General features: G+C 51.6%; 14 protein-coding genes. 7 read left to right on the top strand and 7 right to left on the bottom strand.

The features are described 5' to 3' along the window. Window positions 1–10: 10 nt before the first annotated feature. The gene (locus WJU22_RS21140; RefSeq protein ID WP_341840160.1) at window positions 11–1351 is read right to left on the bottom strand and encodes a sugar porter family MFS transporter; all 1341 of its coding nucleotides are present in this window, start codon (window positions 1349–1351) and stop codon (window positions 11–13) included. Window positions 1352–1380: 29 nt separating this feature from the next. Further along, the gene (locus WJU22_RS21135) at window positions 1381–2982 is read right to left on the bottom strand and encodes a glycoside hydrolase (RefSeq protein ID WP_341840159.1); all 1602 of its coding nucleotides are present in this window, start codon (window positions 2980–2982) and stop codon (window positions 1381–1383) included. 318 nt (window positions 2983–3300) lie between these two features. Here WJU22_RS21135 and WJU22_RS21130 point away from each other — a divergent pair, with 318 nt between their 5' ends. The 7 genes from WJU22_RS21130 to WJU22_RS21100 all read left to right on the top strand — a co-directional run bounded on the left by WJU22_RS21130 (window position 3301) and on the right by WJU22_RS21100 (window position 11377). Beyond that, the gene (locus tag WJU22_RS21130; RefSeq protein WP_341840158.1) at window positions 3301–4185 is read left to right on the top strand and encodes a helix-turn-helix domain-containing protein; all 885 of its coding nucleotides are present in this window, start codon (window positions 3301–3303) and stop codon (window positions 4183–4185) included. A gap of 55 nt (window positions 4186–4240) precedes the next feature. Next, entirely contained in the window at window positions 4241–4702 is a 462-nt protein-coding gene (locus WJU22_RS21125; RefSeq protein ID WP_341840157.1) for a YhcH/YjgK/YiaL family protein, read from the top strand. A 41-nt stretch (window positions 4703–4743) separates the two neighbouring features. Next, window positions 4744–5937, top strand: a complete 1194-nt coding sequence (locus WJU22_RS21120; RefSeq protein ID WP_341840156.1) for a glycosyltransferase family 87 protein — start codon at window positions 4744–4746, stop codon at window positions 5935–5937. Between the two features lie 62 nt (window positions 5938–5999). Continuing rightward, window positions 6000–7469 carry a hypothetical protein gene (locus WJU22_RS21115; RefSeq protein WP_341840155.1) on the top strand — a complete coding sequence of 490 codons (1470 nt, stop codon included), beginning with the start codon at window positions 6000–6002 and terminating at the stop codon, window positions 7467–7469. A gap of 94 nt (window positions 7470–7563) precedes the next feature. Beyond that, the gene (locus WJU22_RS21110; protein ID WP_341840154.1) at window positions 7564–9324 is read left to right on the top strand and encodes a cytochrome-c peroxidase; all 1761 of its coding nucleotides are present in this window, start codon (window positions 7564–7566) and stop codon (window positions 9322–9324) included. A gap of 96 nt (window positions 9325–9420) precedes the next feature. Beyond that, complete coding sequence (locus tag WJU22_RS21105; protein WP_341840153.1) at window positions 9421–10425, top strand: outer membrane beta-barrel protein; 1005 nt, start codon at window positions 9421–9423, stop codon at window positions 10423–10425. 553 nt (window positions 10426–10978) lie between these two features. Further along, a complete protein-coding gene (locus WJU22_RS21100; protein ID WP_341840152.1) occupies window positions 10979–11377 on the top strand; it encodes a GreA/GreB family elongation factor in 399 nt (132 codons plus the stop codon). Between the two features lie 54 nt (window positions 11378–11431). Here WJU22_RS21100 and WJU22_RS21095 read toward each other — a convergent pair whose 3' ends face one another. The 5 genes from WJU22_RS21095 to WJU22_RS21075 form a co-directional block, all read right to left on the bottom strand. Continuing rightward, window positions 11432–11920, bottom strand: coding sequence for a hypothetical protein (locus WJU22_RS21095; RefSeq protein WP_341840151.1), 489 nt, complete (start codon window positions 11918–11920; stop codon window positions 11432–11434). Window positions 11921–11954: 34 nt separating this feature from the next. Beyond that, window positions 11955–12476 (bottom strand): hypothetical protein, encoded by a 522-nt coding sequence (locus tag WJU22_RS21090; protein ID WP_341840150.1) that lies wholly within the window; start codon window positions 12474–12476, stop codon window positions 11955–11957. A 484-nt stretch (window positions 12477–12960) separates the two neighbouring features. Next, entirely contained in the window at window positions 12961–13218 is a 258-nt protein-coding gene (locus WJU22_RS21085; protein WP_341840149.1) for a hypothetical protein, read from the bottom strand. 7 nt (window positions 13219–13225) lie between these two features. Beyond that, the gene (locus WJU22_RS21080; RefSeq protein ID WP_341840148.1) at window positions 13226–14722 is read right to left on the bottom strand and encodes a glycohydrolase toxin TNT-related protein; all 1497 of its coding nucleotides are present in this window, start codon (window positions 14720–14722) and stop codon (window positions 13226–13228) included. Continuing rightward, window positions 14665–17472, bottom strand: coding sequence for a DUF6443 domain-containing protein (locus WJU22_RS21075; protein ID WP_341840147.1), 2808 nt, complete (start codon window positions 17470–17472; stop codon window positions 14665–14667). The genes WJU22_RS21080 and WJU22_RS21075 overlap by 58 nt, the downstream gene beginning before the upstream one ends. Between the last annotated feature and the right edge of the window lie 950 nt (window positions 17473–18422).

Below are 18422 nucleotides of genomic sequence, written 5' to 3'. Positions count from 1 at the left end.
TATGGTTTAATTAATGTCCAGTTATTTGATGTTCCAGTTGTTCCAGCGTTTTACCTTTCGTTTCCGGCACTTTCCGGCGAACGAAGAGGAAGCCCAGGAAACAGATGCCTGCATAGAGATAGAAAGGCCCGTAAGTGCCCAGTTTTTCGGCCAGTATGGGGAATGTGAACACGAGTACGAAATAGGCGCCCCAAAGCGCCACGATGGCTACGGACGACGCCAGGCCGCGCACCTTGTTGGGGAAAATCTCCGAGATGAGGACCCAGGTCACCGGCGCCAGGGATGTAGCATACAGCGCAATGGCCGCCAGTACGAATACAGACACGAGCCCCACGGCCGCCTGCTGCTTCAGCAACAGCGCCAGCACGATATAAACGACCGACAAACCCAGCGATCCCGCCAGCATCAAAGGTCTCCGCCCCAGTTTATCCACCTGCCACATCGCCACCAGCGTGAAAACGAGGTTCACGATCCCGATGGAGATGGTCTCGAAAAGCTGGCTGTTAAGGTCGGCCCCCACAGACGCGAATATGGTGGAGGTGTAATTGAACACGATATTGATGCCGCATAATTGCTGGAACACCGCCAGCACGATGCCCACCATCACCGCCGGCCGCACGGCCTTGCTGAATACCATTTTCAGGTTGGGACGGCTTTCGCCGGAGAGTGAAGCGGAAATGTCGCGCAGGGTGTTGGCCGCGAAATCTCCCGCGCCGATGCGCGCCAGGATGCGGGAAGCCTCTTCCAGGCGGCCCTGCGCTGCGAGCCAGCGCGGACTTTCCGGCAGCCGGCTCACGCCCAGCAAAAAGATGAACGATGGCACAGCGCCCAACCCGAACATCCAGCGCCAGGCATCCACGCCCTTGCCGGCAAGGAAATAGTTGACGAGGTTGGTGATGAGGATGCCGATAACGATGGTGAGCTGGTTGATGGATACGTTCCTTCCCCGTAAATGCGCCGGCGAAATTTCGGCGATGTACAGCGGACTGAGGATGGAAGCCATGCCCACGCCGATCCCCGCAGCGAAGCGCATGGCGGTGAACACGGTGAAGGAATTGGAAAACGCCATCCCGAGAGACGACAGCGTGAATATCAGCGCCGCCAGCAACAGCCCGGGTTTGCGGCCGAACCGCTCCGCCAGCGCCCCGGCCATCGCGCATCCGGCCATGCACCCCAGCGCGAGGGAGCCAGTGAGGAAGCCTTCCCACCAGGCGTTCAGCCCGAAAGTCTCACGGAGGAACGGCAGCGCACCGGAGATCACGGCGAAGTCGAAGCCGAACAGGTAGCCGCCCAGCGCGGAGATGAAGGAAATGCCGAGGATGTAGCGATGATGGAAAGTCGTTGTCTGCATGTTGCTTTATTGTTGTATCCAGTTCAGTTTTATTGATATTTTCCGGTGAGCGTAACGATAGACCGCGCCGGCAGCACCACGTCTGCCGGGTTGGCCCAGGCGCGTTTGCAGTTGCGCGCTCCGTCGGTAATATATTGATTCAGCCGGCCTTTCACTTTTACGCCATTGAGCCGGATGTGTTTTTCCGTAGGTTCAAAGTTGATGAACACGGTCGTCAGTTCTTTGGTAGCTTCGTTCGTATACGCAGATACCATGAGCGTGGAGGCGTCGGCATACGGCCCGCCGGTCCCGGAAACCGCCGTTTCCACCCGCTGCATCCCCGGCCGCACGAACCGCGCGTATTGCCCGAAAGCCCACAGTTGCTTGGAGTCCTGCACGATCCCGTCCGTTTTGCAGTTGGCCGGGTCCATCTTTCCGTTCACGTCGCTGATATAAACCAGCGCGTCGCTGTAATCGTACGGGCTCACCGCGAGCCACCATTGCCAGCTGGAAACGCCCATCACGGCGAGGTCGTGATGCAGCACCTTCGCCACATACAGCCCGTAATCGATACCGGTATTGCGCGGCGCGCCGTTGTATTGCCCGCAGATGTCGCCCAGGATACCGAATTCGGTTTGCCAGATCTGGAGGCCCGCATCGGTTTGCGCAGCGCGCTCCGCTACTTTCTGCCGGACGTTGATGAGGTTCGTATCCGGGCAGGTCGTAAAATAACTGTGGCCGGAAATGATTTTTGCGATGTTGGGTGTATTGCCGAGGAAGTTGGGGGAGGAAGGGGAAAAGAACTGGCAGATCTGGTCGCCGCGCTGGTCGTGGTTTTTACCGTAGAGGAACTCCAGCGTCCCGGCTTCACCGATCACTACCTGCGCATGCGTGCCGGATAACCGTTGCGCTGTCAGTTTCGACAGTTCGGTGATCTGGCCGTTCGTGGCCTGGGTGCCTTCCTGGCTCGACTGGTCATTCTTCCCCCAGTTCCATTGCGGTTCATTCACCGGGCTGAGGTAATCGAACCCGAAATGTTTCGTCACTTCCGCGAGGAATTCCGCATAGGCGGCCATTTTCCCCGGTTGAATATTCATGCCCGGCGATGTGGTGCCGTTGAATGCTTTGCCGTTGTTGGTAAGATGCACCTGCGGCGAAATCGAGAAGCCGAGGGTATATCGGACGCCGCGCTGCTTTGCGGCGCGGAGGAACCATTGCTGCCCCCGGGATTTCGACCAGTCGTATGACCCGTCGGCCGACTGGAAACATTCTTCCCGCCGCCATTCGTCGCCGATATGGCTGCCGGCGCCCTGTTCGAAGCTGCCCGCACCGATGTTGAACCGCCAGAGTGAAAGGCCGATGCCTTTGGGGGAACCGTCTTGCGCGGTGTCGAGGCTGAAAAGATAATCTGCCACCTGTTCCTTTTTGGATGCGTTGGCCCATGTGCCGATGAATTTGGCCGTCCAGCAGTCAGACGCGCCGAAAGAATGGATGACCTGGCGTTTTTCGCCGGGTAGGATGGTGACGGTTTGCGGGGATTTGGAAATGGGATCGTTTCCGGGGAACGGGCCCGGCACGGGGCTGCCACCGCTTCCGGAATGGAAGGCGGAAAGGACGGTAATGCCGAGTATGTTGATTATTTTTAGGATCATGGTCTTAAAAATAGCCCGGATTTTAAATTATCGCATCTTCCGGCCGCAGTTTCCGCCCATACCGCTGACCCGGCGGCCATGCGGCGCCAAAGAACAAGTTCGGTAAAACGGCGGATCCCTTTTTTCATAACCGGTATTCTAAGCGTTGTGGAACTGCGGAACGCAGGATACAAATATTGGATTTGCTGCGCTGGGGTTCAATGGCCTTTCTTATGGTTATGATGGACAATATTACGATTTCGATATTTTGCTATTTTTGTAGAAAGCCGTATTTATTACTTTTAACATGGATTTTATTATGATGAAAATTGCCAGCTTGTGATACGGAAGAAGGAGGGGTTCGATGGCCAGCGGGCCGTTGTGTTGCCGCGGAAGATCATTGCCGGGCCCTGTGCGGCCGACCCCCTCGTGAATGGGCTCTACATCACCGACATAGGGTATTATCCCAAAGCGCGGTACCATTTCCGGCAGCGGAACAATGGGGTAGACCAGCATATCCTCATCTATTGCCGCGAAGGCCGGGGAACGGCTACCGTAGACGGGCGGGAATACGCCCTGGGGCCAGACGATTTCATCCTCATCCCCGCCGGCAGCGCCCATCACTACGCCTCCGACGATGCCGACGCGTGGACGATCTACTGGGTCCATTTTAAAGGGCCGCGCGCCACAGACGCCGTTTCCGCCCTCACGCGCCGGTTCGGCGGCCATATGGGCCGCGTTACTTTTCAGCAGAAGCGCCTCGCCCTGTTCGAAGATATGTACGCCAGCCTGGAGCGCGGGTACGGAAGCGATAACCTCGGCTATGCCAACATGTGCCTCTGGCATTACCTGTCGGGCTTCCTGTACGAAGAGCCGTTCAGTCTTTCCGAAAACCGCACCAGCCGCGACGCCGTGGAGCAATCCATCAGCCATATGCGCGAAAATCTGTCGGCCACGCTCACCCTGGCCGACCTGGCGGGGGCCGTCAACCTGTCGGCCAGCCATTATTCCGCTGTGTTCCGCAAGCGCACGGGGTATTCGCCGCTGGAGTATTTCCATCACCTGAAAGTGCAGAAAGCGTGTCAATACCTGCTTTTCACGGATATGCGAATCAAGGAGATCGCCTGGGCGGTGGGAGTGGAAGACCCGTATTATTTCTCGCGGATGTTCAGCAAGCTCATGGGCGTGGCGCCCCAGCAATATCGTTTGCGGCGCGGCGGCTGAAACGGGGTTTTGCGGAACGGGGAAACGGTGTATCTTGCCCGCCAATTATATATTCATGATCATCGACACATTAGCGAACGCAGAATTATACGCCGGGTTGGGCGACCGTTTTCAAACCGCCTTCCGCTGGCTCCGGGAAACCGACCTCGCCAGCCTGGAAAAAGGGAAACACAGCATCGAGGGCGACCGTATCTTCGCCATCGTCAACGAATACGATACCATTCCCGCCGAAGGCGAACAAATGGAATCCCACCGTAAACATATCGATGTGCAATACATCGTTTCGGGGGAAGAGCAGGTAGGGCACGATATGCTCCGCAGCCAGCAGGTGAGCCGGCCTTACGACGATAACGACGATTTCATGTTGTACGCCGACCGTCCTTCTTTCTACACCAAGCTCGCCGCAGGCGATTTCGCGATATTCTATCCTACCGATCTGCACATGCCCAATCTGATCTCCGGGAAGTCCGTTCCCGTGCGGAAGATCGTCATCAAGATCGCGACGGATAAAAAATAGCGGGGCTTTTACTAATTTGCGCCCGTATCTAAAAAATTATCATGTCTAAAAAACGGTTCACACTGGCCTGGCTGGGCGAGAAGGAGTGGCTGGCGATGCTGCTCTGGTTCGGGTTGTCTATGGTGGTGGGCATCAAGGAATTCGCTGTCCATAATTATAACAACTATACGATCTTCAAGCACGTATACCTGCATACCATCAACGGTCAAACGATCTATGGGCCTTATCCCGACGTTTATTTTGACGTGAACAACTACGGTGTGCTGTTCAGTGTGCTGATCGCGCCGTTTGCCCTCATGCCCGACTGGCTGGGGAGCGTGCTGTGGGTGCTCACCAACGCGGCGGTGCTGATGCTGGCCATCCGGACCCTGCCGCTGGGGCGTATCCAGCAGAACCTCATCATGATCTTCGCGAGCCATGAGCTGATGGCGGCGAGCAGTTATTTCCAGTTCAACCCCATCGTGGCCGCGTGTATCATTTTCGGCTATACGCTGATGCGGAAGGAAAAGGATTTCTGGGCCGCGTGCTTCATCATGTTCGCCGCATTTACGAAGCTCTACGGGATCGTGGGGCTGGCGTTCTTCTTCTTTTCCCGCCACAAGCTCAAATTAATCGGCAGTTTAATACTCTGGAGCGCGATATGGCTCGTGTTGCCCATGGCGATCTCTTCGCCGGAATTTGTGCTCCGCAGTTACCGCGAGTGGTACGAGGCGCTGGTGCTGAAGAACGACAAGAACGCGCAGATCGACCATGGCGTGGTGTTGCAGGATATTTCCGCTATGGGCTTCATCAAGCGCACGTTCCGCCTGCCTTATTTGCCGAACATCGTAGTGATGGGCCCGGCGCTGGTGCTCTTCGCCGCGCAGTACATCTGGCTGAAATACTGCCATGACGTGCGCTACCAGCTGCTGATCCTCTGCTCCACGCTGCTGTTCACGGTACTGTATTCCAGCAGCTCCGAATCGCCCACCTACATCATCGCATTCCCCGCGGCCTGCATCTGGTTCATGCTGCAACCGCGGAGCACGGCGGCGAATATATTCTTCGTGTACCTGCTCATCGGCACCAGTTTCTCGCATTCCGACCTGGTGACGGCCTGGGTGAAACGCAACCTGGTAGTGCCTTACGCGGCAAAAGCGATGCCCAGTCTTATTTTGTGGCTGCTCATCGTGTACCAGGTGCTTTCGCGGAAGTTCCTGCGCTGGCCGGAACCGGGAACGCAGTTTTCACATTAATTTCATCTTGTAGTAACACAGGGGAAACATCCGGCGGGGATATTGCATCAAAATTGCAAATTATGTATCTGAACCGCCGGAAGCTTCCCCTGTTTCCTTTAGCCTTCGCATCCATGCTGGGCGCCTGTAACAACAACGACAATCCTAACGAACAGCCCCAGCTTCCCGAGCTGAAATCTTACTCCGTAACGCCCTCGCTCGTGAAAACGATGCCGGGTTTCGGCGACGTGAAGATCATTCCCCTCATCAGCTCCGACGATAAACTGGAAGGCACTCCCAATTTCGTGTACGGCGCGCAGCCCGACGGTGGCGGCATGTTGAAAGACCCTTCCGGCAAGGGTTTTGTCATGGTACAGAACCATGAGATCCTGTTCTCCGTATCCCGCGTGTATCTCGACAATAACCTCAAACCGCTCCGCGGCGAATATATCGTAGACGCAAAAGGCGGCAAGATGCGCCTCTGCTCGGCCACCATGGCCACACCTGAAGAACATGGCTTCGGCCCCCTGTTCCTCACCGCCGGTGAAACCGACGGGGAATCCATGATCCACGGCATTCCGCCGTTCGCTCCGGCGGGCGACAAACAAACCGACCGTACCCTGCCCGCACTGGGCAAATGCAGCGCCGAAAACGCCGTGCCTTTGCCCAAGACTGTTTATCCCGGTAAAACCGTCATCTTCATCGGCGAAGACGAAAGCTCCCGCCAGGGCCTGGGCCAGGTGAATATCTACGTAACCGCTTCCACTGGTAACATGACCAACGGCACGCTGTACATGCTGCGCCGTAAAGACCTCAAAACCGTAGAAACCGATATGGAAGTCGGCAAAACCTACGATGTGGAATTTGTACCCTACGAAAACGTGGCCGCCAGCACCGGCGCGCAGCTCGCCGCGCAAACGGTCGATAAGAAAGCCATCCAGTTTGCCCGTGTGGAAGACCTGGATTACGGCAAAGGCAGCGCCGCCAACAACCGCAAGCTGTATTTCACGGCAACCGGTGTAAGCCAGGCCGACAAAACCACGCCGGTAGAAGGGCTCACCATGTGGGGCCGCGTGTACCAGCTGGAGCTGGATGCCGCCGATCCCCTGAAAGGCAAGCTCACCGCTATGGTAGACGGGAATTCAGACCCCGGCAACAGCATCGTGAACCCGGACAACCTGTGCGTAACGCAGAACTTCGTGTACATCCAGGAAGACGGCGACTCCTACTACAAAGCCAACAAGCACGACGGCCGTATCTGGCAGTATAACCTGACCACCAAAGAGCTGAAGCCTTTCCTGGAAATGAACCATCGCAGGGATGATGCCACGTTCAACGGCAAATACAATCCCGGGAACGATCTCCGCCTCAGCAGCTGGGAATACGGCGCCATGTACGATATCTCCGACCTTACCGGCCGGCCCAACACGTTCATCGTAAATATTCATCCCCATACCTGGGTAGACGATAAATTCCGCAACGCAGACGGCTCCGGCATTACCACCAACAGGGAAGGCGGGCAGACCGTTATCGTGACCGGCGTACCTCGTTAAACCTATGATCGAATAGTCCCCCTTTTATTCTTAGCATCATAAGCACGAAGGGTTCCCCTGTTTCCAGGGGAACTTTTTTCGTAAATGAAAGAAAATGAAACAATCCGTAACTCTTATTCTGGCGCTTTGCGCGGGATGGATGATCTGCTGGGCGGCCTGCGGCCGGAAGCCGGAGACCTTCGACGCGCGCATCCGTACGATGCTGCTGGTGCAGACAGATACTTTGCAGCGGCGGACAGACAGTTTGCTGGCCATGGCCGAGCGGGGCGAAAGCGAAACGGCGCTGCAGGCGGCTTTCCTGGATTGCCGGCGGGCGTACAAGCAGCTCGAGTGGTTCAGTGAATACTACGCGCCCGGCACGTCGCGGTTGCTGAACGGGCCGCCGTTGCCGGAAGTGGAAACGGAAGAAACGAAAATGTCCGATCCTGCCGGGTTGCAAGTGGTGGAAGAAGCTTTGTACCCGCTGGAAAGGGAATCCCTCGCGCCTGCGGTCCGTTCTTTCGCGGCGTCTATCATCGCCCTTCGGCGGACGGCCAATAATACCCTTTTCGATACCGCCCACGTGTTCGACGCGGCGCGCATGGCGATGTTCCGCCTGGCGGCGCTGGGTTTGAGCGGGTTCGATACACCCCTCAGCCGGCAGGGCATCGCCGAAGCGCGGGAAACGCTGTTGTCCGTGAAATTCCTCATGGGGATGATCGGCGCGCCGGATACGTTACTTCGCCGCTTCGAGACAGTGACTGCCACTGCGACGGGCTCGCCGGATGCGTTCGATTTCGCGGGATATTATGCCACGCAGCTGCATCCGTTGTCGCGCGCGATGACGAATTGGTATAACGTTTCCGGGCATACGCAGGTGAAGGAATTACTGGCCATCGATCCGCTGGCGGGCTCGTTGTTTGACAGCGGCGCAATCCGGGCGGCGTTTTTCGTCCATCAGCCGGATGCTATCCCTACACCGGAAAAGATCGCGCTGGGAAAGCTGCTATTCCACGACCCGAAACTCGCCGGCACCGGAAACCGCAGCTGCGCATCGTGCCACAACCCGGAAAAAGCGTTTACGGACGGCCTGGCCAGGAACGTATCGCTGCACGGCGGTATGCCCATTGCGCGGAATACGCCGACGGTGATGTATGCGGGCCTGCAACAGGGCCAGTTTTACGATATGCGCTCGCCCACGCTGGAGAACCAGGTGATGGATGTGCTGCAGAATCCCCATGAAATGCGATCTTCCGCCGCAAACGTAGCGCAATGGATTTCCCGCGATCCGGTGATGCGCAGGATGTTCGTACAGGCGTTCCCGGAAATGGGGGATTCCGTGCGGCCGCGTTTCGTGATGGCGGCCATAGCGGCTTACATCCGTTCGTTGCAGCCGTTCTCTTCGCCGTTCGATGCGTTCATGCGGGGCGATGGGGAGATCGGGGAGGAGGAGCGCCGAGGGTTCAACGTATTCATGGGCAAAGCGAAATGCGCCACCTGTCACTTTTTGCCGCTTTTCAACGGAACGGCGGCGCCGGCGTTCACTTCCACGGAATCCGAAGTATTGGGTGTGCTGACATCGCCCAACATCCGCCGGCTCGACGGCGACAGCGGCCGCTATGTGCATGTGCCGCTGGAGCCATTGCTTTTCGCTTTCAAAACCCCTACGCTGCGCAACATCGCGAAAACGGCACCTTACATGCATAACGGGGCTTATCGTACGTTGGCGGAAGTGGTGGATTTTTACGATACGGGTGGTGCTGCCGGCATCGGAATATCGCTTCCCAACCAGACCCTGCCGCCCGATTCGCTGCGGCTCACGCCTTTGGAAAAGCAGGATCTCGTGCGCTTCCTCGAAAGTTTGACGGACCGTTAGAAGGGTTGTTATATGCGTGTGGAATGACAGATAATCGACTGAAAATCCTTAACTTAGGAGGAGTACGCTTAGACTGTCACCAAAACAACCACGCATATGAACCGGATAAACCATGCAATCCTGGGGTTGACAGCGTTATTGTTGGCCCAGGGCGCACAAGCCCAGAATATCCCCCAAAAGATGTATCTCAAGGTAGCCGGCGGTTACTTTTTCAGTGTTTCGCCCGGCCAGTTCCCGGATGTTGGTCCATATCCTCCCAGAGACATCCGTAACAACGTGAACCCGGCTACGGGCGCGGTTACGGAAGTATTCGAGAAGGTGTTGACGGGGTCTTACGGCGAAGGGGTGCGCGGCGGCATTTCCATTGGGTATAATTTTAACAAGAATGTGGCCATCGAGGGTACGTTCAACTATTACCACAGTAAGAACAACCTCATGACGCGGAACGTCAGCGTGTTCGAGGGGCTGAACAATGACGCGGCCCGCATTGAGTCGGACGGACACGTGAATGCGGTCGATTTTGCGCCGAGCCTCGTGTTGAGCCCGGGTTATGAGAAATTTAACCCTTATGTGCGCTTCGGGTTCGTGGTGCCGCTGTGGGGCCGGTTGTTCATCGAAACGGAAGCCATGCGGATAAGCCGTCCTGCGGGGCTGCCGCTGCCTGCGGGCGCCATGGTGCGCACGGATATTTCCCGGAAAGAGGAGATCAAGCCGAACCCTACCATTGGTTTCCAGGGGGCGATGGGCTTTAACTACAACGTTTCCCGCCGGATAGACGTGTTTGCCGAGGCGGAATACCGCAATGTGCCGGTCAGGAGCAAGAGCAAGGAGGTTACCGAATACAACGAAACCAACAAAGTGGTGAATTTGCAGTCGGGCCAGGAATTAAGCCAGCTTCCGGGCCGGTCGATCAGCGACCTCAGTACGGCCGAGCGCGAAACCAAATACGTGACCGTGCTGGATGAAGGTTCCAATACGCCTACGGGCACATCCGGCTCCAAAACGACTTATAAGAACGATAATGCCCCTGCCAACGACCTGAAGTCGTACATTAATATAGGAGGTTTGGGCTTGAATGCGGGTGTTCGCATCAAATTCTGATGATTTTGCCGGCGGCGCAAGCGGTTCGTTGGGCCGCCGGTTTTTCTTTCCCGGTATTTTTACTATATTTGCTGAATGTCAGGATTGATCATACAGCCCATTCTCCGCATCGCCCGGTACGCTACACCGGTTGCAGGGCCGACGTATGCCTGCAACAGCGTATCATTCCGAACATTTTGCAAGAAGTTGTATTACTTCTCAAATTTTAAGGACTTCAATACGCTTGCCCTGAACCGCTAAAAAATGTGTCTCCGGGTTCAGGGGTTTTTCTTACAGCTTTTATTTCGATGCTAAATTGAATTGCTCAGATGCGAAATCGAGAAAAGGTTTCCATCGGCGGCATGATTTTGCTCGTTTTGGTGATCGCCAACGCGCTGATACTGCGCACTGCGTTGACCACTAACGCGGGCTGGTACCGGGCTTTATACATATCCCTGCCATTGCTGCTGATAGTTATTGTCGGAATGTTCCGAAAGCCCGGTGCGAAGCCATAAGAACCGCGCCGGAAGGCCATTATCATTCATTTTATTTTATTTTATTTAAATCTTTTACCATGCAAAAGAAACAGCAACCTATTTTCAGGAAGGATGACTATGAAGTGATCCAGACCTGCCTGCAGGAAGGCGCGAGAGAGAGTACTTTCGGTCCGGCAGTCGTGGAATCGCTGCTGGCGGATTTCAAGAAAGGCAGGCTGGTGAGCAAGGAAGCGTTCCCCGCAGACGTAGTGCGGCTCAATTCCCGGGTGGTTATCCAGGAAACGGATAAGCCCAAGGAAATGGAAGTGACCGTTGTTTTACCTGAACAAGCCGATATCAAACAAAGAAAAATATCCGTTATGGCGCCCGTGGGCGTTGCCCTCATTGGTTTTGGAAAAGGCCAGGAAGTGATGTGGCAGGTGCCCGGCGGGAAGAAAAAGTTTACGATTAAAGAAGTGTTTAACGAACAAGACTGATAGCTCTAATTGGAATTTACAATAACGGGCGCCTTTTGAGGCGCCCGTTTTATTTTATCCGGGGTTAAAACATTTGATGGTGGTGATTTGCGACCATTCGTGAATTACAGCTGTTAGTGCTGCCTGGGTTTCCCGTTCCAGCAGGAAGCTGATTTTTACATTTTCACCTTTATATCGAAAGTCTATCGAATTGCCAGACCCTTGTTGTGTGGCCAAGCTATTAAAAGCGAATGCTTTTCCTTTACGTCCTGCCAGCTGTAATTCGAGGTTTTCCAATTGGGTTACCGGAAAACTGGCGCTGCCGGACGGGGCATTAAGAATGATCTCATTTGCCGAAAGGGTAATGCTGCCTGTAATACGATAATCCTTCATGGAAACTGCTATCCCGAAACAGATGGAGGCGGCAATTGCCCAAATGGCAAGGTTTCCGGAGAAGAACATCAGATCTAATGCAGTGAGGACCAGAATGGCTATCCCAGCTAAGATCAGCCAGCGGATGAGCAGGGTATTCCTTGCTTCGATCAATGGTAAATCCAGGTGCATGGCGAGCTGTTGTAAATGTTGACCGGCGTCATTGTTAGTTTATCTGTGATGCGAATGCACGTACTTCGTCATCCTGTTTCTCCTTTTCGATCTTTTCGATACTACCGTTCAGCAAAATTGCGATTACCAGGGGTACGATGTTGATCCCAAGGAAGTAGATGTGCGCTTCCGGATTGTATAGGAAATTCACTTCCACTTGAAACAGGTCGAGTTTTAAGTCAAGATTGATTATACTGTTTTTGTTAGCGAGCGTGGCGATAAACATTACGCCCAGCTTAGACATGTATATAAACCCATACAACGAAATACTGGGGATTTGAACGATGTTGTACCAAAAATTGTAACGGATAAAATGAAGCTGTTTCATTTCCCTTCTTTTCATCAGTAGCATGTGGCTTGCATAGGCGCTGTACAGGATCGCAGCAATGACAAGTATGGTGAGGAATAGCTGGGCCGGGCTTACTGCGCTTATGCTGTCCATCAAGGTTCTTAATATGAAGAAAAGACTGGCGGCGTTTGCGAGTAGCAGATAAATGTTGATAATTTTTAATTTCATGGGTATATGATGATCTCCAGTTTTAAATTCGCTTTTAAATAGTTGTTCTATTGTTGTCAAATAGCTAAGAGAGCCGGAAGCTCCTTTTCTGACAGTGTTATTTTACTTTTCGGAAATCTAAATTAAGAAACAACTTTGGAACTTGGGTAGGCGTTTAAAATGAAAGGGTGGTTGTTTCATTGGGGTTAGTTGTTGATTTTCGGGAAAAACATAGGAGTCCAATATTTGGAGACTATCAAATAGCCGAATCGGCCCCGTGAAAATAGGGATTGGTGCCGTTTTGCCTTAATAAGCTTATGTTGGGCAATGAATGATAACTCTAATGGAGATAATTCTACTAATTACTTCTAGTTTTTTGTCAGAAGTACATTGTTTTGTGTTTGTTTAGGATCTTCACGCACACACACACACACACACACGCATGTTGAAATTTTTATGATGTTTTTCAAATTTGCTTTATGACCTTACTTTTATGCTGCTTCTCCTACGTATTCAAGTTGAATTTATCGGCAATATCTTTTTCTATTAAAAAGTGTTTATAGATATGCAAGCAAGCTTCTCCTTCTGTTGCAAATATCTTCTCTTCGCTTCTACCACCACGATCATCCAAATAGAATACGTTCCAATTTTCAAAATTGTGAAATAAGATAATTGCATCACTTTTTAAGTCGCCGTTCAAGGAGTAGTTTTTAGGATTAATTTTTAAATCCCGCAATTTCAAATCTAATTCTAACAATGTCATAATAAATTTATTGAACTGGAATAATAATACCTTTTTTTAGCAGCGTGTTGACATTAACAGGGGATAAATATTGCTTCCCTAAGCCTATTTGGTTAAATGCTGGCGCTATGGTCGACGATTGAACTTCAAATGGTTTGACAACTTTAAAGGCATTGTAAACTCCTGTATTATCTGGAGGTAAAGCCCTCATTTCAATAGGTGTGTACCTTGGAGACAAGTATTTTCCAAATCCTGATCCAAATCGATCTATTTGAGCCCCAGGTGTCAAGAACTCATTGCTCCATTCATTTAACGCACCTCCATTTCTCGGCCAATAGTTTGTTAATGCCATCGTAGTACTACTGGTCTTAGCAGTACTAGTTTCAATCCCTATTGCAATTTCGGTGTTAGTACTAATTGCTGTGCCCGATACGTCACTATTTATAGTAAGAGGCATGCGGCCTATTCTAAAAGACGCGTTTCTCATGCCTTGTAATCCCCGTGAGAACAAAGTTCCAGAACCTATTCCACTCGTTGCAACTCCGACAATAGTGAGTACGGAAAATTGTCCCAACAAAATGCTAGCCTTAGAAAGATTGTCCGAGTCTTTTAGCGCTTTACCGACTCCTTTTGCAAATTCTTTTACATCTGTGTTGCTTGAAATTCCTGCCTTTTGCCACAACCCCTGTATACTTATTTTCTCCAATCCTTCCAACTCAACATGTGCCGTCACATGATTTTCGGAAAAAGCGTACGTGGAGTTATACACGTACTTGTCAGATAAAGGATCTGCCTGGATAAATCTACCAATTTGCGGATCGTGATTCCTGAATTTAAATCCATACCAATTTAGCCCCAGATCATCGTCAAATGGTTGCCCCTGGAATTTTTGTTCTTTATTTACTGGGTTATACAAGACTTTCTCGCTTAAGCCCTCCATGACGAGCCCAAACGGATAATAATGTGTTTCTTCCAGCACGGGGGTACCTGCCAATACTAGGATAATATTATCAAAGAATATATCCTGGGGCGCTTCATTGCTGGTATAAACATACAAGAAGCCAGATTGTTTCATGACCAGGTTATTTACAGCCAGCGTCTGCAATTGGTCGGGACTGGCTGCAACCTGCCGAACGCCACTGGATCCTTCTACCAGTTTAAACTGTTCGTCGAACAGCACAAAATTGAGATATGCTTTCGGGCGGTTGGTATTGGGGGGACTTTGTGGCTCTTTGTCCCGGAGCCGTTGCCAACTGTTGCTGACGAAATCATTCCCGAATGGAGGGCTTTGTGGACCACCGCCGGAACCATGGGTCCCCGGAGCCGGGATGGTCGTCTTCCCAAAGGCACTCAGTAGCGCCGTGGCCATGTCGGCGGCGGTTACGGAGGTATTTTGCTGTTTTCCGATCGCTGCGGATTTATAAAATGCCCTTGCGCCCAGGTTTATCGTATCTCCGGTCTGCACTTTCAGGACAAGGCTGGGGCCGATCCTCCTGCGGGGATCGTTGCCGTTGAGCCGTGCCACGGCGGTATTGGTGCTGGATTGCGGATCGTCCGGATAGCCGGGGGCTTGTTTGACCTGGAGTCATCGATATTACTGAAGAGGGAGTTTTCAACAACGGCCTGCTTAGGTTCCATGCTGGCGACGTAGGCTTGCTTCGACGGATTATCTTCCGCCAATACCATGCGTACATTGCCGAGGTGATCTTTGAGGAAATAGTCGTAAGTAAAGCCCCCGCTGGCAAGCGGTCTTATGCGGCCCTCTTCATGGGTGATCAGCTGCAGGATGTTGTTTCCGAATACCGCGGGCCCGAGGTAGTCGGTCCGTGTGATGCGCGCAGGCGTAACGGTATTGTCGGTGACTATTTTGGCAAGTTTGCGACCATTGGCGTCATACATGTAACTAATGGAGCCTTTGCTTGTTAAAGTGATGGATTTCGGCAGGTTTAGGTGGTTGTAGCGAATCGCTGAGATTTTCTTGTTTTCATCCCGTGTCAGGTTCCCGTTCCTGTCATAAGCATAATCGAAGGCAGCGGCAGGTTGCTGGTCGGTAAAATCACCCAGTGTCGACTTTGGATCGTTGACGGCATCCACAACTTTATACAGTTTGTTTGAGGCTGTCAATCCCGTCGAATCATAAATTGTGTAGGTTAGATCATCAATCTTGGAATTGGTGCTGGTTCCTTTCGCGCCCCATTGCTGCATCCGCCGGATGTTTCCATTGGCATCATAAGCGGTGGTGTAATTGGTGCCATCGCCCATCCACGAATCGTAATTATGGAGGGTTTTTCCCCATGTATTTGTGCTGGTGGATTGTGTAAAGTTCGCCCTGAGGAGCCGGCCCGCCGCATCATAAAGATAGCCATAGGCATTGGGGGTACTGATTTTGGTGCCCCTCCAGGTGGTTCCCGCGATATTGCCGGTGTATTCCCTGTTGGTGAACCCTGCATCGTAATGCAGTTCCTGTCCAAAATACCGGGTTTCAGCGCCTTTCACATAGTTGCGGTTAATTCCTTTGAGCCATCCACGGATATTGTACGTGTAGGTCATGCTTTCTACAATGTTGCCTGAAGCGCGCCTGAATTCCTTCCGCTGTAGCTGGCCGAGGGCGTCGTAGTAATTCGTAGCGATGTCCCGTCTAAAGGCAGCGTTATCGTTGAGTTGTTTGGTCACTTTGATAAGGCGACCGGCATGATCGTATGTTCGGTTTGTCAGCAGACGGATGACGCCAGCAGCGCCGGCAGAAGGATTATTTAGATATTGGTAGGTGCTGAGCAGCTTCCCGGAGAAGTCATAAAGGTTGGTCGTAATGTCCACCCCGTTATTATGATTGTCGCTGATTGTCTGGATCAGCCGGCCTTTGGGGTCATAGTATTGGGTGGTCATGAGGAATTGGGACGTTTCCAGCACGCGGACTTTCGTGCCGGTAACTAGCCCCTTGGCCTGTGAATTAACGGTAATGGCTTCCGGATACGGGTTGGTACCCGGTTGGGGCTTGGTGAAATAGCTGGATTGGGCGGCCTTGGCTCCCGGATAAGTGTAGTTGTCGTAGAAGGTGTAGGTCAGCGGGTCGAGATGGGCTGGCAGGATGGAATTGGTACCGGGTGATGTACTTTGGGCAATGATCAGTTGGCCATGAGTGTTTGTACTGGCATATATGCCGGTCATAATCGGCCGGTTCAGGTTGTCGTAGAGCGTTGCCAGCCACTTGCCGCCCACGGCGCGGAGGTTGCCGTCGCGCAGCAATACGAGTCGGTCCCGTTGATCGTATACCATTTCTATGGAATCCGCACCCGGTATTTTTTTGATGATCATTCTGTTTCGGCTGTCATATTCATACCGGAAACAGAGGGATTTGCTTAATGCAGGGCTGATCGTCCAACCTGCAGATGGTAGCATTTCAACTGCTTTGGGTGGTATTACGAAATGCAGGTTTCCCTGGGTGTCGTGCACGTAATAGGTGCAAAGCCACCCGGTATGGTTGGCACCTGGTGCAGGCGCGATCTGAATTTTTTTCAGGATCATTTGGCCATCTTTGTCAAGATATTCAACCGTTTGCTTGCCTAGCTCATCAATCGTTATGTTCTTCTGTAGTTCTTCGGCGGGATAAATTCCCGGCGAGGCGACATTTGAAAAGGGCACGTTACCAGTAATTATAGTAGTTACATTCCATCGCCTTACTTCATCGCTGGCGGCGTTTACCAGGTATCTTTTGGAAATTCCGCGGCCGGAGCCTGCCCAATTATTGCCCGGCGACATGGCTTTGACGACGCGATTTAACGGCGAGTTTTCAAAATCCGTTTTGCCATAATAGATGTCTTCCTTGTTGTTGTCGGCGGTGGTAAGCAACGCGTCAAAGCATGCTTTCTGTTCTGCAAACGCATTTTTCTTAAGGGCTCCATCGGCCGAGGGACTTATATATGGCAGGTATTGGAAAGCAACCCGGCCGTACGCATCGTATAGTACCGGTGTTACAAGATCCTTTTTTGCGAGCGGAGCAACGCCCCTGTTGACCGTTTGTAATAAGCGCCCCAGGCCGTCGAAGTAGTCGGTAGACTCGGGAGTGGCTCCGATGTCAGTAGCGCGGTATGCAATCGCGCGGTCGGTAGTTGGCTGGTTGGGTGACCAGGTACGAACAAAATTCACTTTCGCGCCAGAAGGCAATGGTTGCGGAATGGCGCGTGCCGTTTTTGCTGGAGGCATGCTATTGTCTGGCTGCTGACTAAAAGCGGCCGAAGTGAAAAGTAACAGGTTAACAAAGAATCGTAATCTCATAATAATGTTTTTAAGGGCAATGGATGATATTATTAGATTGGATTGGTTAACAACAATGCGAAAGTGAATTTTCCTGACATTAGAAAGCTTCACTACAGCGCTGTGTTGAGAGATTTGATATGATAGCGATTGGCGGAATTTGGGGAACTATTTAAAACCAGTTGTAGCTAAAATAGTTGTCTCTTGACTAAGTAGTTTTATCATTTTTTATAAATGAATTTGATGTAAAAAACGTTGTCTTGAATTCGTGACGACATAAAAGTAAGTAGAAAGTAGATGAGAAAAATAGTGTGGAAATTGGGATCAGTTTTTTAAACACAAAAAAAATGAAAATAACAGGTGCTTTTTTGTTGAACATTGACTATTGAATTATTTATCTGTTTTTGTAGTATTCTTTATAGTTATGGTTATTGAGGTGTTGGTAAAGGAATATTGAAGAAAAAATGGCAGGATCACTAACAAGTTTGAATTCTCCGAAAAAGCGAGAAATTATCGGTGAAATATTTCACTAAAAATGTCATTCGTATTTTCCATTTGCTTAATTTTGTTTCATGTTAATCCCGGATAAAAACTATTTCGCAAGCATGTATGTGGAGGCACTATTTTAGAAGATATAAGATTTACATGCGTACTTGAGTATTCTGGAAGCGATACTTAAAGTAAAGCATGGAAGTTGATAGGATTTAATATTAGAATATCATTACTGCCTACGTAATTGTAGACGGTTTAGATCAAAGAGCAATGGCGTAACTTCTCATACTTGTGGGAGTGATAATTGAGATGATGTAGTAAGGCCCGAATTGGGGAAGAGGTAGAATGTAACTATCATGTTAATCTGTTGCATTTTACGAATTAACGCTATTAAAGGCGTGATTGTGCCTATGCGTATTGGGTTGAAACTTTGTAATCCCGGTTTTTCATAATTCCCTTTCATTTAAGTTCGAATACAC

Origin of the sequence: Chitinophaga caseinilytica, from assembly GCF_038396765.1 — a bacterium.
Lineage (GTDB): Bacteria > Bacteroidota > Bacteroidia > Chitinophagales > Chitinophagaceae > Chitinophaga > Chitinophaga caseinilytica.
The sequence above is the reverse complement of the archived record's forward strand: the minus strand, read 5'-3'. Positions and strand labels throughout refer to the sequence as shown.